The organism is Arthrobacter sp. Dra40, from assembly GCF_059091905.1.
This window is the reverse complement of the sequence record NZ_JBNHHB010000005.1, coordinates 80,106-98,920: the sequence shown is the minus strand read 5'-3', so window position 1 is coordinate 98,920 and position 18,815 is coordinate 80,106. Positions and strand designations below refer to the sequence as shown.

The 18,815-nt window shown below is 67.0% G+C and carries 14 protein-coding genes, 1 tRNA gene and 1 pseudogene; 10 read left to right on the top strand and 6 right to left on the bottom strand.

Annotated elements, in window-relative coordinates; all coding sequences use genetic code 11:
• Nucleotides 1-14 precede the first annotated feature (14 nt).
• The 3 genes from disA to AC5RWT_RS04340 all read right to left on the bottom strand — a co-directional run bounded on the left by disA (nucleotide 15) and on the right by AC5RWT_RS04340 (nucleotide 3,718).
• Nucleotides 15-1,088, bottom strand: a complete 1,074-nt coding sequence (gene disA / locus AC5RWT_RS04350; protein ID WP_494043390.1) for a DNA integrity scanning diadenylate cyclase DisA — start codon at nucleotides 1,086-1,088, stop codon at nucleotides 15-17.
• A gap of 105 nt (nucleotides 1,089-1,193) precedes the next feature.
• Nucleotides 1,194-2,561, bottom strand: a complete 1,368-nt coding sequence (gene radA, locus AC5RWT_RS04345) for a DNA repair protein RadA (protein WP_494079290.1) — start codon at nucleotides 2,559-2,561, stop codon at nucleotides 1,194-1,196.
• 29 nt (nucleotides 2,562-2,590) lie between these two features.
• The gene (locus AC5RWT_RS04340; RefSeq protein ID WP_494079289.1) at nucleotides 2,591-3,718 is read right to left on the bottom strand and encodes an FUSC family protein; all 1,128 of its coding nucleotides are present in this window, start codon (nucleotides 3,716-3,718) and stop codon (nucleotides 2,591-2,593) included.
• Nucleotides 3,719-3,993: 275 nt separating this feature from the next.
• Between AC5RWT_RS04340 and pstS the strand changes: the two genes are divergently transcribed.
• From pstS to pstB, 4 genes are all read left to right on the top strand, one after another.
• Nucleotides 3,994-5,106 (top strand): phosphate ABC transporter substrate-binding protein PstS, encoded by a 1,113-nt coding sequence (pstS, locus tag AC5RWT_RS04335; RefSeq protein WP_494079288.1) that lies wholly within the window; start codon nucleotides 3,994-3,996, stop codon nucleotides 5,104-5,106.
• A gap of 165 nt (nucleotides 5,107-5,271) precedes the next feature.
• The gene (gene pstC, locus AC5RWT_RS04330) at nucleotides 5,272-6,186 is read left to right on the top strand and encodes a phosphate ABC transporter permease subunit PstC (RefSeq protein WP_494079330.1); all 915 of its coding nucleotides are present in this window, start codon (nucleotides 5,272-5,274) and stop codon (nucleotides 6,184-6,186) included.
• The gene (pstA, locus tag AC5RWT_RS04325; protein ID WP_494079287.1) at nucleotides 6,186-7,301 is read left to right on the top strand and encodes a phosphate ABC transporter permease PstA; all 1,116 of its coding nucleotides are present in this window, start codon (nucleotides 6,186-6,188) and stop codon (nucleotides 7,299-7,301) included. The genes pstC and pstA overlap by 1 nt, the downstream gene beginning before the upstream one ends.
• Nucleotides 7,302-7,326: 25 nt before the next feature.
• The gene (pstB, locus tag AC5RWT_RS04320; RefSeq protein WP_494043395.1) at nucleotides 7,327-8,106 is read left to right on the top strand and encodes a phosphate ABC transporter ATP-binding protein PstB; all 780 of its coding nucleotides are present in this window, start codon (nucleotides 7,327-7,329) and stop codon (nucleotides 8,104-8,106) included.
• A 190-nt stretch (nucleotides 8,107-8,296) separates the two neighbouring features.
• On the opposite strand, the gene AC5RWT_RS04315 is transcribed toward pstB, so the two are convergent.
• From AC5RWT_RS04315 to AC5RWT_RS04305, 3 genes are all read right to left on the bottom strand, one after another.
• The gene (locus tag AC5RWT_RS04315; protein ID WP_494043396.1) at nucleotides 8,297-9,307 is read right to left on the bottom strand and encodes an inorganic phosphate transporter; all 1,011 of its coding nucleotides are present in this window, start codon (nucleotides 9,305-9,307) and stop codon (nucleotides 8,297-8,299) included.
• Nucleotides 9,308-9,925, bottom strand: a complete 618-nt coding sequence (locus tag AC5RWT_RS04310; protein ID WP_493942184.1) for a nuclease PIN — start codon at nucleotides 9,923-9,925, stop codon at nucleotides 9,308-9,310.
• Between the two features lie 381 nt (nucleotides 9,926-10,306).
• Complete coding sequence (locus tag AC5RWT_RS04305; RefSeq protein WP_494043397.1) at nucleotides 10,307-10,954, bottom strand: hypothetical protein; 648 nt, start codon at nucleotides 10,952-10,954, stop codon at nucleotides 10,307-10,309.
• Between the two features lie 191 nt (nucleotides 10,955-11,145).
• Between AC5RWT_RS04305 and AC5RWT_RS04300 the strand changes: the two genes are divergently transcribed.
• The 6 genes and pseudogenes from AC5RWT_RS04300 to AC5RWT_RS04275 all read left to right on the top strand — a co-directional run bounded on the left by AC5RWT_RS04300 (nucleotide 11,146) and on the right by AC5RWT_RS04275 (nucleotide 18,798).
• Nucleotides 11,146-11,218, top strand: a tRNA-Lys gene (locus AC5RWT_RS04300).
• A gap of 648 nt (nucleotides 11,219-11,866) precedes the next feature.
• A complete protein-coding gene (gene ectA / locus AC5RWT_RS04295) occupies nucleotides 11,867-12,376 on the top strand; it encodes a diaminobutyrate acetyltransferase (protein ID WP_494043398.1) in 510 nt (169 codons plus the stop codon).
• A 151-nt stretch (nucleotides 12,377-12,527) separates the two neighbouring features.
• Nucleotides 12,528-13,799: a diaminobutyrate--2-oxoglutarate transaminase gene (ectB, locus tag AC5RWT_RS04290; RefSeq protein WP_494079286.1), complete on the top strand. Its 1,272-nt coding sequence runs from the start codon at nucleotides 12,528-12,530 to the stop codon at nucleotides 13,797-13,799.
• A 107-nt stretch (nucleotides 13,800-13,906) separates the two neighbouring features.
• Nucleotides 13,907-14,293: an ectoine synthase gene (locus tag AC5RWT_RS04285; RefSeq protein ID WP_494043400.1), complete on the top strand. Its 387-nt coding sequence runs from the start codon at nucleotides 13,907-13,909 to the stop codon at nucleotides 14,291-14,293.
• 230 nt (nucleotides 14,294-14,523) lie between these two features.
• A pseudogene (gene thpD / locus AC5RWT_RS04280) lies at nucleotides 14,524-15,312 on the top strand (ectoine hydroxylase).
• Between the two features lie 495 nt (nucleotides 15,313-15,807).
• Entirely contained in the window at nucleotides 15,808-18,798 is a 2,991-nt protein-coding gene (locus AC5RWT_RS04275) for an FAD-binding and (Fe-S)-binding domain-containing protein (RefSeq protein WP_494079285.1), read from the top strand.
• Nucleotides 18,799-18,815: the final 17 nt, after the last annotated feature.

The following is an 18,815-nucleotide window of genomic DNA, read 5'->3' as shown; positions in this document are numbered from 1 at the left end:
TCCGGCCCCGGAACCTAAAGGAACCGGTCCAGCAGGCTGGTTTCGGCGATCCGGGACAGGCCCTCGCGGATCACGCGGGCCCGCTGCTCGCCGATGCCGTCAACGGCCATCAGATCGTCGATGTTGGCCGCCATCAACGACTGCAGGCCGCCGAAGTGATCCACCAAACGGTCGGCTACCGCCCGCGGTACGGACTTGACTCCCGCCAGCAGCCGGTAGCCGCGGGGCTGGACCACGGCGTCCAGGGAGTCCTGGCCGGCCTGGATGCCGATCACGCTGGCCACCCGGCCCAAATCGATCAGATCGTTCGACGTGAAATTGCGCAGTGTCTTCAGGGCGGTGTCGACGTCGATGCCGCCCTTGATCTCCGCGTAGTCGCGCAGGATCATTTCACTGTCGGGGCCCAGCCCCGAGGTCAGTTCATCCAGCTGCAGCGAAAGCAGCCGGCCGTCCACGCCGAGCTCGAGCACGTATTGGGAGATCTCGTCGGAGATGCGGCGGACCATTTCCTGCCGCTGCAGGGTCACCGCCACGTCCCGCACGGTCACCATGGCCTCGATTTCCAGAGCGGACAGCGAGCCGGTGACTTGGTCCAGCCGCGCGCGGTAGCGCTCCAGTGTGGCCAGCGCCTGGTTGGCGCGGGCCAGCACCGGCTCCGAGCCTTCCAGGACATGCCGGATGCCTTCAACATACAGCGCGATGATCTGCATGGATTGGCTGACCGAAATCACCGGCAGTCCGGTCTGGATCGCGACCCGTTCGGCGGTGCGGTGCCGGGTGCCCGACTCCTGGGTGGCGATGGACGGGTCCGGGACCAGCTGCACCGCGGCCTTGACGATGGTCGCCGCGTCCTTGTCGCAGACGATGGCGCCGTCCATCTTCGCCAGTTCGCGCAGCCGGGTGGGCGAGAACTCGATGCCGATATCGAACCCGCCGCTACTGATTCTTTCCACCTGCTGGTCGTACCCGAGCACGATGAGCGCGCCGGTGCGCCCACGGAGGATCCGTTCCAACCCGTCGCGCAGCTGGGTTCCCGGAGCTACACGGGCCAGGGTCGCCTTGAGGGCGTCCTCGGGACTCTTGACCATGTGGGAGTTTCCTTAGGGCAGGCGGGCATGGGAGCGGGGCCGCCGTCCGGACAGCCTCAGGCTCCATGATAGTGCCGGAATCCGGCTATCCTTCTCCCCGGGCGCTCAGCGGAACAGCGTGGACAGCGCTTCCGAGACCGTGTGTACTTCCTTTACCGTGAATCCGGCCGGAACTTGGCTCGTTCCGTCGGGGGAAGCCGGAACGATCGCGTGCGTGAACCCGAGCCGTTCGGCCTCCTGGATACGCCGTCCGATTCCGGGCACGGGCCGCACCTCGCCAGCCAGCCCAACTTCGCCGAAGGCGATCAACTGCGCCGGCAGCGGCTGGTTGGTCTTAGCGGAGGCAATGGCCAGTACGGTGGCCAGATCGGTGGCCGGTTCGCCCAGCCGCACCCCGCCCACCGTCGCCACGTAGCTGTCGTCCTTGTGCAGCGACATGGATGCACGGCGCTGCAGCACGGCCATCATCATCGCCACGCGGGAAGAATCCAGCCCACTGGTGGCACGGCGCGGCTGCGCGTTGGAGGTCTCGGCCAGCAACGCCTGCACTTCCGCCACCAGCGGCCGGCGGCCCTCAAGCGTGACGGTAATGCAGGTGCCGGAGACCGGGTCCTTGGTCCGGGAGACGAACAGGCCGCTCGGATCGGTCAGCCCCTCGATGCCGGCCTCCGTCAGATCGAAACAGCCGACCTCGTCGGTGGGGCCGTAGCGGTTCTTGACCGCACGCACCAGCCGCAGGCGCGAATGCCGGTCGCCGTCGAACTGGCACACCACGTCCACCAGATGTTCGAGAAGCCGCGGCCCCGCGATGGAGCCGTCCTTGGTTACATGCCCCACCAAGATGGTGGTCATGCCCTTGGTTTTGGCGGCGTTGATCAGCGACGCCGCGACCTCGCGCACCTGCGTCACGCCGCCGGCAGCCCCTTCCAGGGCGCTGCTGCTGAGCGTCTGGACCGAATCGACGATCAACAGCGACGGCTGCAACTGTTCTATGTGGCCCAGCGCGATGCCCAGGTCCGTCTCGGCGGTCAGATAGAGGTTGTCGGCCACCGCGGAGATCCGTTCGGCCCGCAGCTTGACCTGGGCCGCAGATTCCTCGCCGGTCACGTACAACACGTCGCGGTCCTGCCGGGCCACCCGCGCCGCAACATCGAGCAGCAGCGTGGATTTGCCGATGCCCGGCTCGCCGGCCAGCAGGATGACCGCACCTGGAACCAGGCCGCCGCCGAGCACCCGGTCCAGCTCGCCGACCCCGGTGGCACGGAAGGCGGCGTTCGTGGCATCAACGTCGGCGATCCGTTCGGCCGGCCGGGAGACTGCGGCAGCGGCCGTGGTGCGCGCCGCCACCGGCGTGGCCTCTTCAACCGTTCCCCACGCCTGGCACTCGCCGCAGCGCCCGACCCATTTTGCCGTGCTCCAGCCGCACTCGGCGCAGCGGTAGGCAGGGGCTTTGGACCGGGTCTTGGTGCTCATGCACCCAGCGTAGCCGGGGCCACAGACAATCAGAGTTTGGGCAGGTAGGACGCGGCGTCGTCGTGGCTGAGCCCGGCGGCCTCGAGCAGATCCACCATCAGCGGCCGGAAGACCAAGACCAGCCCCTCTCCTTCCATGGTCGCAATGCCCAGGTGCTTGGGGTGCAGCCGGGTGGCGATCTCGGCCAAGTCGTTCCTGGCCCCGGAGAGCCGGCGTTCGCGCGCGCCGGGATCACGGTCGGAGAGGCCCTCGGCAAGGATTTCGACGGCGTCGGCCGTTTCTTGCAGTACTTCGGAGAAGGCCTCGATCGCTTCGTCCGTCATGGCCGCGTGGTTAATCACGGAGGTTAGGCGGCGGGCGAACACCCGGCTGTTGCGCATGGCTAGATCCGCCATCTCGGCGGAATCCTGCAGGTCCCCCACTTCGTCCCGGTGGCGGCGGTAGGCCAGGGATATTCGGGCAACCTCCCGGGCGGAGGAGAAACTGCCGCGCACCTCGTCGATCAGTGGCTGGCTGGCTCGCGCCCGGATCAGCGCGTGCCAGGCCTGGCTGGGGTCGCTCTTGGCCAAGGCATGTGAGCACTCGCGCAGCACTCCGGACAGTTCGTCCAAAAGTTTCTGCACATTCGAGCGTGGTTCCGAACGCGGATCGCCGGGAATCAGCATGGTCACAATCAGCGCGAAGGCTCCGCCGATGACCGCATCCAGGCTGCGGGTGAAGGGTCCGCCGGCCGGCGCGGGCAGCAGCACCACCAGCACCGACTGCAGCGCCATCTGGGTGGTGAAGATGCTGCCGCTGTCCAAGAACCTGGCCAGCAGGATGGAGACCAGCAGCACCAGGGCCGCCTGCCAGATGCCCGGTCCGAGGAAGTGCAGCAGCAGGTCGCCGACAGTGATGCCTAAGGTGCAGCCGATGGCGACTTCGAGCACCTTGCGCACCCGCGGACCCTTGGCGAAACCTAGCGCAATGATGGACGAGGTGGCCGCGAACAGCGGGCCCTCGTGGCCGAGTACCCGCTCGGCGAAGACGTAAGCGGCGACGGCGCAGAACGTGATTCGCAGCGCGGGCATGAACGAGGACTTGCTGCGGCTGTAGCCGGCACGTCCCCGCCTGCGCAGGAACGTCCGGGCCTGTACCAACCGGGTGCCTGCGCTCATGCTCCCAGTCTAGGCGGGCCGATCGGCGATTCTGCCGGACCGCGATCAGGCGGCCGGACCGTGCCCGGCCAAACCGGGGTCCATAGTATGAGGCTGCTCACGATGGCAAGACATGCGCGCCGTTCGTTGGCAAACGGTCCTGCCTTGTTCACCTTGCGTTCACTTTAATCGTGCACATTCTTTACGTGGCGCCCATAGCGTCAAAGGAGCACGACACGGGGGCGGAATACGTCCGGTCGTCGTGATCCGTTCTCACCCTGAAAGGGACCATACTCGTGAAGGCAATTCGCATCGGCCGCGCGGCCGCCGTCCTCTCCGTTGCAGCGCTGGCACTGACCGCATGTGGCTCGGACAACGCCACCGGAAACCAAGCAGCTGCCGGCAGCACCGATTCCGCGTCGACCGTTTCCGGCACCCTGTCCGGTGCCGGTGCTTCCTCGCAGGATTCGGCCATGCAGGCCTGGATGGCCGGCTTCACCGCCAAGAACCCCGAAGCCAACGTGCAGTACTCGCCTGACGGCTCCGGCGCCGGCCGCGACGCGTTCCTCGCCGGTGGCGTGCAGTTCGCAGGCTCGGACGCTTACCTGGACGACGAAGAGTGGAAGCAGGCACAGGAAGTCTGCGGCCCCGACGGTGCGATGAACATCCCCGGCTACGTCTCCCCGATCGCCGTTGCCTTCAACCTTGAAGGCGTCGACTCGGTGAACATGGACGCCGAGACCATCGCGAAGGTCTTCCGCGGCGAAATCACCAAGTGGAACGACGAGGCCATCGCCTCGCAGAACGAGGGCGTCGAGCTGCCCGACACCGCCATCACCGTGGTGCACCGCTCCGACGAGTCGGGCACCACCGAGAACTTCGTGGAGTACCTGTCCGCTGCCGCCAGCGATGTCTGGACCGACGAGGTCTCCGGCGACTGGCCCGCCAAGCTGCAGGCCGAAAACGCGCAGGGCACCTCCGGCGTGGTCTCCACCACCACCGCCACCGACGGCGCCATCACCTACGCCGACGCTTCCGCAGTGGGCGGTCTGGGCACCGTGAAGGTCAAGGTCGGCGAAGAATACGTCGAGCTCAGCGCCGAGGCAGCCTCCAAGGCCGTCGAAGTGGCCGCCCCGGTTGAGGGCCGCAGCGACGTGGACATGTCTCTGGACCTCAAGCGCGACACCACCGAGTCCGGTGCCTACCCGATCGTGCTGGTTTCGTACCACATCTACTGCTCCACTTATGCTGATCAGAACACGGCTGACCTGGTGAAGGCCTTCGGCAGCTACGTGATCAGCGAAGAAGGACAGCAGGCCGCGCAGGACTCGGCCGGCAACGCTCCGATCTCCGAAACCCTGCGCGAGCAGGCCCAGAAGGCTATCGACTCCATCTCGGTGAAGTCATAGTCCTTATCGAAGTCCGGTTGGCCCCGCGCCGTCGCAGTTTGACGCGCGGGGCGCAGCCGTGTTCCGGACCGGCAATATTGCCGGGACGGGGCGAACCAGCAAGACTGGCAGAACCGCCAGACGAAGTGAAGAAGGAACCCGAAGGGTTGTGAAGTGTCCCAAACAATGACCGAGACAGGCAGAGGCCGGACCGGCGACAAGGTCTTTTCCGGCCTGACGCTTGCCGCAGGTTGCCTGATCCTCTTCGTGCTGTTCTGCGTGGCGGCCTTCCTGCTCTGGCAGGCCTTGCCGACGTTTGGGGCGGACCCTTCCGCGATCTCCGGCGGGAACGGCTTCTGGGCCTACATCTGGCCCATCGTCATCGGCACCCTGATCGCCGCAGTCATTGCCTTGGTGCTGGCCACCCCCGTGGGCGTGGGCGTGGCCCTGTTCATCTCCCACTACGCGCCGCGCCGGCTTGCCCAAGGCCTGGGTTACGTGGTTGACCTGCTGGCGGCCATCCCGTCAGTGGTCTACGGCGCCTGGGGCATAGCGGTCTTGGCGCCGGCGTTGGTGGGTCCCTACACCTGGCTGGCGGAGAACGCCGGCTGGATCCCGATCTTCGAAGGGCCGGCCAGCCAGACCGGCAAGACCATGCTGACGGCCGGCATCGTGCTGTCCGTGATGATCCTGCCGATTATCACCTCGCTCAGCCGCGAGATCTTCCTGCAGGCGCCCAAACTCCATGAGGAGGCGGCCCTGGCCATGGGAGCTACCCGCTGGGAAATGATCAAGATGGCCGTCTTCCCGTTTGCTCGGCCCGGCGTGATCAGCGCCGTGATGCTGGGACTGGGCCGCGCGCTCGGTGAAACCATGGCGGTGGCCATGGTCCTGTCCGGCGGCGGGCTGATCGCCAGCCTGATCAAGTCGGGCAACCAGACCATTGCCGCGGAAGTCGCCCTGAACTTTCCGGAAGCGTACGGTCTGCGGTTGTCCGAACTCATCGCCGCAGGCCTGGTGCTGTTCATCATCACCCTGGCCGTGAACATGATCGCCCGCTGGATCATTAGCCGGCACAAGGAATTCTCGGGAGCCAACTAATGTCCAAACTGCTTACTGAAGCCCCCGCACCCGCCAAACGCAACACGCTCACCAAGAACCAACTGCCCGGCTGGGCTATCTGGGCAGTCGCAGCAGGCTCGCTCATCCTCGGCGCGGCCGTGTCCTCGCTGATCGGTTTCAGCCTGGTCTCATGGGCACTGATCTCGGCCGTGATCTTCGTGATCGCCGGCTACGTGGTCACGCTCTCGGTGGAGGGCGCCCGCAAGGCCAAGGACCGCTTTGCCACCAACCTGATCTTCGCGGCGTTCATTATTGCCGTGGTGCCGCTGATTTCGGTGATCTGGACGGTGCTGCAGAACGGCATCGCCGGACTGAGCTACAACCTTGTCTTCACGTCCATGAACGGCATGACCGGCATGGTGGACAACGAGACCGTAGCCAACGGAACCGAGGTGCTCGGCGGTGCCTATCACGGCATTATCGGCACGCTGCTGATCACCATGTGGGCCACCATCATCTCGGTTCCGATCGGCCTGCTCACGGCGGTCTACCTGGTCGAATACAGCAAGGGCGGAGCGCTCTCGCGCGGCATCACGTTCTTCGTGGATGTCATGACAGGCATCCCCTCGATCGTTGCCGGCCTGTTCGCCGCCGCGCTGTTCGGCCTGGTCTTCGGGCCGAGCACCCGCACCGGGTTCGTGGCCGCCGTCGCGCTCTCCGTGCTGATGATCCCGGTGGTGGTCCGCTCCACCGAGGAGATGCTCAAGATCGTGCCGAACGAACTGCGCGAGGCTTCCTACGCGCTGGGCGTACGCAAGTGGCGCACCATCCTGAAGGTGGTGGTGCCGACGGCGATCTCCGGCATTGCCTCCGGCGTCACCCTGTCCATCGCCCGCATCATCGGCGAGACCGCCCCGCTGCTGGTCACCGCCGGCTTCGTCAACAGCATCAACTGGAACGTGTTCGGCGGCTGGATGACCACCCTGCCCACCTACATTTACCGCCAGCTGATGAACCCCACCTCGCCCACCAACGTGGACCCCAGCATGCAGCGTGCCTGGGCTGCGGCGCTGATCCTGATCATCTTCGTGATGCTGCTGAACCTGATTGCCCGGCTGATCGCCCGCATCTTCGCCCCCAAGACCGGCCGCTGAGCCAGAACCAAAGAGAAGGAACCCCATGTCCAAACGCATCGACGTCAAGGACCTGAACGTCTACTACGGCAACTTCCGCGCCGTGGAGGGCGTCAACATCAACATCGACGCCCGGTCCGTGACTGCGTTCATCGGCCCCTCCGGCTGCGGCAAGTCCACCTTCCTGCGCACACTGAACCGGATGCACGAAGTGCTGCCCGGCGCCCGGGTGGAGGGCGAAGTCCTGCTGGACGGCGACAACCTCTATGGCTCGGGCGTGGACCCGGTAACCGTGCGCAGCCAGATCGGCATGGTCTTCCAGCGTCCCAACCCGTTCCCCACCATGTCCATCCGCGACAATGTGCTGGCCGGTGTCAAGCTGAACAACAAGCGGATGTCCAAGTCGGACGCCGACGCCCTGGTGGAGAAGTCGCTGACCGGCGCCAACCTGTGGAATGAGGTCAAGGACCGGCTGGCCAAGCCCGGATCCGGCCTCTCCGGCGGCCAGCAGCAGCGCCTGTGCATTGCCCGCGCCATCGCGGTCTCCCCGCAGGTGATCCTGATGGACGAGCCGTGCTCGGCACTCGATCCCATCTCCACGCTCGCCATTGAGGACCTGATCGAGGAACTCAAGACGCAGTACACCGTGGTGATCGTTACCCACAACATGCAGCAGGCGGCCCGCGTGTCCGACAAGACCGCGTTCTTCAACATCGCCGGCACCGGCAAGCCGGGCAAGCTGATCGAATACGGCGATACGCCGACGATCTTCAGCAACCCCGTCGAGAAGGCCACCGAGGACTACGTGTCCGGACGCTTCGGATAAACCCCTCAGCAAGCACGACGGCGGTGCCTCCCCACGCGCGGGGGGCACCGCCGTCGGGGTTAAGGGAGGGTATGTCCGCCTGGGAGCAATCCTGGGCCGCATGTACGCCTGGGAGAAATTCTGGCCCGGGAGAGCGGCAGTTAGGCCGCAGCCGCCGTGGTCTTGGGCTGCTGCGGCCGTTGAGGTCGGCTCAGAGGACCGGATCCAGCGCCAGCAGCAGGATGCCGCCCACCAGCGAGGTGACGACCAGGGTCAGCACCCAGGTGGCCAGTACGCGGATGGCCACCCGCCACCGCACCGCATGCAGCTTCTGGCTGGCGCCGGCACCCAGGATGGATGACGTCATGGTGTGGGTGCTGGAGAGCGGCATGTGCAGGCCGATGGCCCCGATGAACAGCATGGCGGAGCTGACACCCTGCGCGGCCGCTCCGTGCAAGGGATCGATCCGGACCAGCCGGGAACCGAGGGTGTGTGCGATCCGCCAGCCGCCGAAGAGCGCGCCCACCGCCAGCAGCACCGCCGCGAAGACTTGCACCCAGAGCGGCATCTGCTCGCCCGAGGCATAGCCCGCCGCGACCAGCGCCAGCAGTACCACGGCCATCGTCCGCTGGCCGTCCTGCAGCCCGTGGCCCAGCGAGAACGTCCCCGCAAAGACCGCCTGGGCCAGCCGGGTGGTCCGGCCCACCTCGCGCGGCGTCCGGTAACGGGCCAGCCACGTCAGCGGCACCATCACCAGGTAGGACAACGCGAACGCCACCAGCGGGGACAGCAGCAACGGCAGCGCCAGTTGGGCCCAGATCGGGTTCTCGGTGGCGCTGATGTTCTCCCCGCCCAACACGGTGGATGCCGCGCCTGCCCCCGCCAAGCCGCCGAGCAGCGCATGCGTGGACGAGGACGGCATTCGAAGCCACCACGTGAACACCCCCCAGGCGCTGGCGCTCAGCAGCCCGGCCAGGAGGATGGCCAGCCCGGACCGCCCCTCTGGCAGGCCGATCCAGCCGGTGCTGATCACCAGGGCCAGCGTGCTGGAAAGCAGGGCGCCGGCCAGGTTGCAGACGGAGGCGAGAACGACGGCGATGCGCGGCGTCAGGGCGCGGGTGCGTACTGCCGTCGCGACGGCGTTGGAGACGTCATGGAAGCCATTAATGAACGCGAAGCAGCCGGCGAAAGCGACCACCAGCACCAGAAGGACAAGCTCCACCTACGATTCCTTGACCAGGATCTGCCCCACATGGTGGGACGCCTGGCGCAGGGTCTTGGTGGCGGCTACCAGCTGGTCGGCAACGTCGCGGTGCCGGGCCAAGGTGGCACCCTTGTGGTCCGACAACAGCTCCGATACCCACACCCGGTGGGTGCGCTCGGCACGTTTGGCCAGCCGGACCATCTCGATGCAGTACTCCTCGAGATCCTCCAGGGAGTTCAGCCGCGGCATGGCGTCCCGGGTCATCTCCGACATCCGCCCGATCACTTCCAGCTGCTCGGAGGCCCGAGCAGACAGGCGCTTAACCCGGTTGAGGGCGATCAATTCGGCGGCCGCGTCGAGGTGTTCGAAGGTGTGGACCAGATGTAGCGAGAGCTGGAACATGTCCTCTCGCGGGAGGGGATTCACAAAGCTGGTGCGCAAGGTGGTGAGCAGCGCGAAGCGCAGCCGGGAGACGTTGCCGTCCCTGTCGTGCAGTTCTTCGGAGAGCTTGTCGTAGTCGTCTGCGGGTGCCCCGAGGATCTCCGAGAGGGTCTTGACTCCTGCCATGAGCTCGGCTGCCGTCTGGGCGAGCAGCTCCAGGCTCTTGGTGTCCTGCGGGAAGAGGCTTAACTTCATGTCACCGGCGGTTTTCTCACTGGTCCGAACGGCGGAAGGGAAGCATCCGCCGTGCCTAGATTAGCGCCTCTGGGTGAACAAGATTAATGGTGCCGAACCGGGAGCGCCTCTCGGCGGAAGGCCGCTCGAGGCGGCTAAAAGTTGGAGCCCGGGGCTGCCACGGTTCGACACCACCTTCAGTTTTCTACGCCTCAGAGCCGATGTCAACAGCCCCGGAAAACCGGGGAAAAACGTGTCAACTGACGATATTTGTGGTACACGCGCGCGTCATGCTTGGGCGAGATTCGCGGTGGTTTTCGGCCCCTTGAGAGCGGCCCTTGTCAAGGGGCGCGGGCAGGGAATTCCGGCCGGTGGACGGGGTGCGCGCTGGTGCTCCAGCCGTCAGTCGAGTTCGCCGCGGCGCCAGGCGGCGGCCGCCGCCTCAAGGTCCTCCGCGGTCTTCACCAGCCGATGCGAACTCAGCGTCAGCTTGGTGGCGTGATTCTCGTTGGAAGGGTCAGCCGAGTCGGCGTGATGGGTCTGGCCGAGGGCGACGATGCGGCAAAAGGCCGCGGACCGGTCCAACGCGACGTCGAAATCGCCGTCGAAGGCTCCGGACAGGATCGTGTCGGCCATGGTGCGCACCTCGTCGGCACCGGGCGGTTCGGCCACGCCCGCGATGACCTTGGACACTTCGGCAGATGCAGTGCCCGCCTTGAAGAACGCCGCCAGTTTGTCCGGATGGGACTGAACCGCGGCGCGAATGGCGTAGAGCCGCCAGAGCGCACCGGGAAGGGACCGGGCCGGGCTCTCGGACCACATTTCGGCTATGGCCTCGAGCCCCTGCTGGTCAGCGAGTTTGACCAAGCGCTTGGTGATCTCGGGATCATCCGAGCCGCGGCCGCGGTGCACCAAAGCCTGGGCTGCCAGATGGGCCGCCTCGGACACCCGTGCGGGGTCGGCGCCGCCGGCGAAGTCCTCAAAATCCAACGGGGCAAAGGGCTTCGGCTTGTGCGGCCGGGGGACGTCATTTCCGTTGTTCGGGCTCATGTCCACGACCTTACTCCCGCCTCTGACGCCGGTACAGGGAGGCGCCCTCCCGGGGCAGCGGCAGGTCGCAGCACGGCCATCTCCACGGCCGGCACGGCGGATTCGAATGCGCGGCAGTGGGTGCGATAAACTGTGAACCGGCCAAATCTGTCCACGTCCCGGTCTCGACCAGGATGGACGGAACGGCTGGCGGGCCTTTAGCTCAGTTGGTAGAGCATCGGACTTTTAATCCGCGGGTCGCGGGTTCGATCCCCGCAGGGCCCACCGCGAAAGCGGCTTCGACCGGTTGTTTCCGGTCGGAGCCGCTTTTCCTTTGCCCGCCGGGCGCTGGGCTGCCCGGTGGAACTCGGGCGGGCGCGCTTGATTCCCGGCAGGCGGCAGGAACTGTCCAAGTTCAGGCCAAACTGTCCATCTCTTGGCAATCCACAGGCCGCTGACCTGCGACGATGCCGGTGGGCCAGCCAAAACATGGACACCGGTGGCCTCGTCGAAAAGCTCCGGACGGTTCTCCACCGCTCGCACCGGCGGCTGCGGCGGGCGTGCGGGCCCGTGCCCCGGCACTCAAGCCTCGCCGCGGTCTCCCAGCCGTCGAGCAGGCTCACTCGCGCAGGAACCCCGCTCTTGCCGCAGCGTCGGTGAAGAACCGCCCCGCCCTCCACATAACGGCCTGTCGGGCGCTCTTGCCGCCGTTCTGGCTAGGGCATGAACCTTCCGTCACCAGGCTAATGTCACGAAATGATAACGAAAAGCCATGGGTCGAACACCGCCGTCGTGATTCCGCTGGTTGGCAACTGGCACAAGGGATCCGGCGGGACCGAGGCGGGCCGGACGGGACGCGAATATGCCGGCAACCCTTGTCAAATCGGGAGGAGGCCGGTTGATAAAGCTTTCATCCTCGTTAGGTTGGAAGGGATGGTTACAGAACTAGCAGAAACCCAGACCAGTCCGAGGATCCAAGCAAAATTCCGTAAACCAACCCTGCATGACGGGCAGTCCCTGTGGCGCATGGCCAGGGACTCACAGGTCCTGGACCTGAACTCGTCCTACTCTTACCTGCTGTGGTCCCGCGACTTCGCCGAGACGTCGCTGATGGCCACGGTGGACGGCGAGCCGGCCGGCTTTATTACCGGCTACATGCGGCCCAGCGAACCCGGCACGCTGATGGTGTGGCAGGTCGCCGTGGATCACGAGTTCCGCGGCCGCAGGCTGGCCGCCGAGATGCTGGACCGCTTGGCGGGGCAAGTGCGGGCCGAGCACGTGGAAACCACCATTACTGCGGACAATGAGGCCTCCGACCGGCTGTTCGCCGGCTTCGCGTCGCGCCGTGAGGCGCCGATGGAACGCGAGCCGCTGTTCACCGCAGAGCTCTACCCGGACGGGCACGACACCGAGTACCTGTACCGGATCGGCCCGCTCACGTAATTCCCGCCGGCGTCAGCCACTGTGCGCACCGCACGCCGGCCACACACCACCTGTACCAACGCACATCCGCACGAATCGATCCTGCGGCTGCTGTGGCGCTGCCCCGTACCCCGGGGACGCCCGCGGCCGTACTGAGGAAGGAAGCGTTTTCATGACTGACATTTTCGAAACCCTGGAGTCCGAGGTCCGCGGTTACTGCCGCAGCTGGCCTGCCGTGTTCACCCGCGGCGAGGGCAGCAGCCTGACCGCCGAGGACGGCCGCACCTACTTGGACTTCTTCTCCGGCGCCGGCGCGCTCAACTACGGGCACAACAACCCGAAGCTGCTGCAGCCGCTGCTGGAGTACCTGGCCAGCGGCGCGGTGGTCCATTCACTGGACATGAAGACCCCGGCCAAGCGGAAGTTTTTGGAGACCTTCCAGGACGTCATCCTGCGGCCGCGCAATCTTGACTACAAGGTGATGTTCCCCGGACCCACCGGAACCAACACGGTTGAAGCGGCGCTGAAGCTGGCCCGCAAGGTCACCGGGCGCCAGCACATCCTGTCCTTTACCAACGCCTTCCACGGCATGACCCTGGGCTCGCTGTCGGTGACCGGCAACTCGATGAAGCGCCGGGGCGCGGGCATTCCGCTGACCAACAGCTCCAAAATCCCCTACGACGATTACTTCTCCGGCGAAACCACGGACTTCCTGTGGCTGGAGCGTGTACTCGAAGACAGCGGGTCCGGCGTGGACAAGCCAGCGGCCATCATCGTGGAGACCGTCCAGGGCGAAGGCGGCCTGAACGCCGCCCGCGCCGGTTGGTTGCGCGGCCTGTCCGAGCTGTGCCAGAAGCACGAAATCCTGCTGATTGTGGACGATGTGCAGGCCGGCTGCGGGCGCACCGGCACCTTCTTCAGCTTCGAAGAAGCAGGCATCACCCCGGACATCGTCTGCCTCTCCAAGTCCATCTCCGGCTTCGGCCTGCCGATGGCGCTGACCCTGTTCCGTCCCGAGCTGGACGTCTGGGAAGCCGGCGAGCACAACGGCACCTTCCGCGGCCACAACCCGGCCTTCGTCACGGCGACGGCCGCCCTGGAGACGTACTGGCGGACCGGTGAGTTCCAGCAGCAGGTCAAGGCCCGGATCACCCAGCTGCACGAGGGCCTGGAACGGATCGCCGCCTCGGTGGAAGGCGCCAGCGTGCGCGGCCGCGGAATGCTGGCGGGAGTCAAGTTTGCCGACAACGAGACCGCTGGCAAGATTGCCGCCGAGGCCTACCAAAACGGGCTGCTGGTGGAAACCTCCGGGCCGGAGAGCGAAGTCGTGAAGCTCATGCCGGCGCTGACCATCAGCGCGGCAGACCTGGACCGCGGCCTGGACATCCTCATCGAGGCGACCCGCGCCGTCACAGCGGTTCCGGAACTGGCCGGCGCCCACTAGAACGTCGTTCCGGCGGCAGGCGACCAGCGCGCCTGCCGCAACGGCGCGCAAGCCGCCGTCCCTCCACGCATCAACAGCTTTCTCACAATCCACACCGAGGAGTACCCATGATTGTTACCAACCTGAACGACCTGAACGACACCGACCGCGACGTGAAGTCGGAGACCTGGCGGAGCCGCCGGATGGTGCTGGCAGGGGAAGGCGTGGGCTTTTCCTTCCACGACACGGTGATCTACGCCGGTACCACGTCCACGTTCCACTACGCCAACCACATCGAGGCCGTCTACTGCGTGCAGGGTGAAGGCACACTGACCAACGAGGTCACCGGCGAGGTCCACGACCTGCGCGACGGCACCATGTACCTGCTGAACGGGCACGAGAAGCACACCGTCCGCGCCACCACCGAGCTGCGGATGGCCTGCGTGTTCAACCCGCCCGTCACCGGCCGCGAAGTCCACGACGAGAACGGCGTGTACCCGCTCGTCGAGGCCTAATCGGCTCATTGACCCCGGCAGCAGGAGGGCCCGGTCGGCAACTGTGCCGGCCGGGCTTTTCCGCACCCGGCCCAAGAAATAACCCACAAGAAATAAACCACGAGGAGGATAAAGATGACTGCGACCGCAGAACAAAGCCGTGTTGACCTCTATCCGACACGATCGGCAGGCACAGCGAGCGTGCAACCCCGCCAGGACAAGGTCGTCTGGGGCTCCGCGGAATCGGGCCCATGGACGCCGCCGCGCTGGCCGGCTTCGAGGAGAAGGGCTACCTCAACATTGAGGAGCTGATCTCGCCCGAGGAAGTGAAGGCATACCAGGCGGAGCTGGATCGGCTCGCCGCGGACCCGGCCGTCCGCGCGGACTAACGCTGCATCGTCGAAGCCAAGAGCCAGGAAGTGCGCTCCATCTTCGCGGTGCACAAGATCAGCGAGGTTTTCGCGCAGATCGCCAACGATCCGCGCGTGGTGGATAGGGCCAAGCAGTTGATGGGCTCCGACGTCTACATCCACCAGTCCCGGGTGAACTTCAAGCCCGGCTTCGAAGGCAAGGAGTTCATGTGGCACTCCGACTTCGAGACCTGGCATGCGGAGGACAGGCTGCCGCGCATGCGCACCGTGTCCATCTCCATCTCGCTCACGGGCAACTACTCCTACAACGGTCCGCTGATGATCATGCCCGGATCGCACCGGGAGTACATCTCCTGTGTAGGCGCGACGCCGGACGACAACTACAAGCAGTCGCTGGTGATGCAGGGCGCCGGGACCCCGGACAAGGCAACGCTGCGTGAATTCGCCGACCGCTACGGGATCGACGTGATGGAAGGCAAGGCAGGCGGGGCCACCATGTTCGACTGCAACTGCATGCACGCCTCCAACGGCAACGCCACCCCGTACCCGCGCTCCAACCTGTTCTTTGTGTATAACAGTGTGGAAAACACGGCCGTGGAACCCTTTGCCGCCAAAAACCCGCGGCCGGACTACATCGGCGCCCGGCAATTCACCCCGGCCGGCCGGTAGCACCGGCGGGCCGTTACCGGGCTGACAGCAAATAACGACGGCGGTGCCCCGTCTTCCGCAGGTCAGGTGCGGAAGGCGGGGCGCAGGCCTCATTTAGGCCGGTATCGGCCCCAGCCGCTCAGCGGCCGGCGGCCAGAACCTTGCCTAGCACCGGCCGGGTGGTGCGCAGGCCGGCCCACACCACCAGGATGCCGGCGCCAGCCAACCCGGGCCCGTCGTCCCGAGAGACCGTACGTTATGCGCCACATTGCGGGCCTCGGGACACCACCTGATCCGCGAAAGCAGGGAAAACGCCTTCATGCTTCCGCGCTTGAGCCATTGCCGGTGAGACCCTCGAGCCGATGTGGCGTATAGCTCACATGGCCGCCCACCTGCTCGGGCCGACCCCGAGCATGAGCTCGGCAAACGCAACGGCGATCCAGTTGCAGCGGACGGGCCAAACCAGCCGCCATAAGGGGCAGACACCTGCCGGTGCCGGTCGGTAGTGTGAGCGGCATGCAGACGGTTGACGGGGCTGCGGTGGACGGCGCGGCGGCGGCAAGGGTGCTCGAGGCGCTGCGGCGGAACGGCGTGGCGGATGTCCGGTCCGACGACACCACCCGGGATGTGTACTCTTCGGACGCCTCGCTCTTCCGGGTGCGCCCGGCGGCCGTGGCCTTCCCGCACGATGTGGACGAGGTGCTGGCGGTGCTGGCAGCCTGCCGAGAGGCCGGCGTCCCGCTCACGTCCCGCGGCGCGGGCACCTCCATAGCGGGCAACGCGGTGGGCCCCGGCGTGGTGCTGGAATTCAGCCGCCACATGAACCGCGTGCTTCAGCTGGACCCCGACACCCGCACCGCCACCGTGCAGCCGGGCACCGTGCACGCCACGCTGCAGCGGATGGCGCTGGCCCACGGACTGCGTTTCGGACCGGACCCGTCCACGCACACCCGCTGCACCATCGGCGGGATGATCGGCAACAACTCCTGTGGCGCCCGCACCCCGGCCTACGGCCGCACCGTGGACAACGTGGAGCAGCTCCAGCTGGTCACCGGTTCCGGACGCCGGCTCCGGCTGGACGGCAATCAGGTCCCGGACACGCCGGAGACCGGGGCGCTGCGCGAACTGGCCGCCGCCCACTTGGAGACGCTGCGCACCGAATTCGGCCGCTTCGGCCGCCAGGTCTCCGGCTATTCCCTGGAGCACCTGCTGCCGGAGAAGGGATTCGACCTGCGCAAGGCGCTGGTGGGCAGCGAGGGGACCCTCGCCGTCGTGCTGGAAGCGGGAGTGCGGCTGGTCAAGGACCCGGCGCACAAGACGATGGTGGCGCTGGGGTTTGCCGACATCGGCACCGCCGCCGACGTGGTGACGGAAGTGATGGCCTTTTCGCCGACCGCCTGCGAGGGGCTGGACAGGCGGATTGTGGACGTGGTGCGCAGCCGGAAGGGGCCGGGCTCCGTGCCGGAACTGCCCGCCGGCGCCGCGTGGCTGTTCGTGGAGCTGGCCGGCGACCACGCCGCCGACGTGGCGGACCGCGCCGCCCGGATGCTCCGGCTGCCGGAGGCCGTGGACGCCCGGGTGGTGGACCGTCCGGCCGAGGCCGCCGCGCTGTGGAAAATCCGCGAGGACGGATCCGCGCTGTCGGGGCGGTCGCCGGCCGGGGAGCCGGCGCACTCCGGCTGGGAGGACGCGGCCGTGCCGCCGGAACGGCTGGGCGCCTACCTGCGCGAGTTCGACGACCTGGTGGAGCGGCACGGGTTTAGCGGTTTCCCGTACGGGCACTTCGCCGACGGCTGCGTGCACGTGCGACTGGACTTCCCGTTCGGCAACCGCGGCCCCAACGAAACCGACGGCCGCGGAGAATACCGTGCCTTCATGAGCGACGCGGCCGACCTGGTGGCCCGCTACGGCGGCTCGCTCTCCGGCGAGCATGGCGACGGCCGGGTCCGCGGCGAGCTGCTGCCGCGGATCTACTCGCCGGAGGCCATGCGCCTGTTCGGCACGGTCAAGGGCATCCTGGACCCGGAGAACCTGCTCAACCCGGGCGTGCTGGTGGACCCAAGGCCGCTGGACGCGGACATCCGCACCGCCGCGGCCAAGCCGGTCCGGATTCCGCTGGGTTTTTCCTACCAGCACGACGGCGGCGACTTCAGCCGGGCGGTCCACCGCTGCACCGGGATCGGCCAGTGCCGCACGGACGCGTCGACCCGGCCGGGCATGGTGATGTGCCCGTCCTACGTGGCCACCAGGGAGGAGAAGGACTCGACCCGCGGCCGCGCCCGCGCGCTGCAGGAAATGATCCTGCGTGCCTCGGGCGGTGATGACGACGGCGGTGCCCGCGTCGGCGGTGCCGTCCCCGGCGGCGCGATGGGCGGGAGCGGCGGGCCGGCCGACGTGGTGCCGGACTGGCGCTCGCCGGCAGTGCATGAGGCGCTGGACCTGTGCCTGTCCTGCAAGGGCTGCCTCTCCGATTGCCCCACCGGAATCGACATGGCCTCCTACAAGGCCGAGGTCTTGTACCAGAGCTATCGTGGCCGACTGCGGCCGGCGTCGCACTACTCGCTCGGCTGGCTGCCGCGCTGGGCCAGACTGGCCTCGTTTGCACCGCAACTTGCGAATGGACTGCTGAAGGTCCCGGGCCTGCGCCAGGCCGGATTAGGGCTGGCCGGGGTGGATGTACGGCGCGGACTTCCGCAGTTCGCGCAGGAGACGTTCGACCACTGGTTCCGGAACCGGGATCCTTCCGCTGCCGCGGCACCGAACGGAAAGGTGCTGTTGTGGGCCGACACCTTCACCAACTACTTCTCGCCGGAGATCGGGCACGCGGCCGTCAGGGTGCTGGAGCGTGCCGGCTACGAGGTGCTCGTTCCAGGCGAACGGCTCTGCTGCGGGCTGACGTGGATCTCCACCGGACAGCTCGACACCGCGCGCCGGATCGTGGACCGCACCGTTGACGCGCTCGCCGCCTACGCAGCGGACGGCGTGCCGGTGCTGGGACTGGAACCGTCCTGCACCGCTGTGCTGCGGTCCGATGCGCTAGAGCTGCTCGGCGGCAAGGCGCTCCCGGTCGCCCAAGCCACCCGCACCCTCGCGGAACTGCTGGCTGGCACCCACGGGTGGACACCGCCGTCGTTAGCGGGGGAGGAGATAGTGGCCCAACCGCATTGCCACCACCACGCCGTCCTCGGCTGGGGAACCGACCTGGGCCTGCTGCGCGACGCCGGCGCCAGCGTGCAAAGCCTGGGCGGGTGCTGCGGACTGGCCGGCAACTTCGGCGTGGAGCGCGGCCACTACGACGTTTCCGTGGCCGTTGCCGAGACCCAGTTGCTGCCGGCAGTCAGGTCGGCCGGACCTGATGCCGTACTGCTGGCCGACGGGTTCTCCTGCCGAACCCAGCTCACCGACCTGGCCCGCCGCCGCGGCGTGCATCTGGCACAACTGCTGGATGGTGCGTCGGGGTCAGACCGAGCCGGCGTGGAAGCGGGTCCGCGAACGCCGAAAGAGTGACGGGGGAGCGGGCAAGG

Excerpts from the sequence above, each read along its gene's own strand:
- disA (WP_494043390.1), bottom strand. The coding sequence starts at position 1,088 with ATGGTCAAGAGTCCCGAGGACGCCCTCAAGGCGACCCTGGCCCGTGTA.
- AC5RWT_RS04285 (WP_494043400.1), top strand. The coding sequence starts at position 13,907 with ATGATTGTTACCAACCTGAACGACCTGAACGACACCGACCGCGACGTG.
- AC5RWT_RS04310 (WP_493942184.1), bottom strand. The coding sequence starts at position 9,925 with ATGAAGTTAAGCCTCTTCCCGCAGGACACCAAGAGCCTGGAGCTGCTC.
- pstC (WP_494079330.1), top strand. The coding sequence starts at position 5,272 with ATGACCGAGACAGGCAGAGGCCGGACCGGCGACAAGGTCTTTTCCGGC.
- ectB (WP_494079286.1), top strand. The coding sequence starts at position 12,528 with ATGACTGACATTTTCGAAACCCTGGAGTCCGAGGTCCGCGGTTACTGC.
- AC5RWT_RS04340 (WP_494079289.1), bottom strand. The coding sequence starts at position 3,718 with ATGAGCGCAGGCACCCGGTTGGTACAGGCCCGGACGTTCCTGCGCAGG.
- AC5RWT_RS04305 (WP_494043397.1), bottom strand. The coding sequence starts at position 10,954 with ATGAGCCCGAACAACGGAAATGACGTCCCCCGGCCGCACAAGCCGAAG.
- pstB (WP_494043395.1), top strand. The coding sequence starts at position 7,327 with ATGTCCAAACGCATCGACGTCAAGGACCTGAACGTCTACTACGGCAAC.
- AC5RWT_RS04275 (WP_494079285.1), top strand. The coding sequence starts at position 15,808 with ATGCAGACGGTTGACGGGGCTGCGGTGGACGGCGCGGCGGCGGCAAGG.
- radA (WP_494079290.1), bottom strand. The coding sequence starts at position 2,561 with ATGAGCACCAAGACCCGGTCCAAAGCCCCTGCCTACCGCTGCGCCGAG.
- ectA (WP_494043398.1), top strand. The coding sequence starts at position 11,867 with ATGGTTACAGAACTAGCAGAAACCCAGACCAGTCCGAGGATCCAAGCA.
- pstA (WP_494079287.1), top strand. The coding sequence starts at position 6,186 with ATGTCCAAACTGCTTACTGAAGCCCCCGCACCCGCCAAACGCAACACG.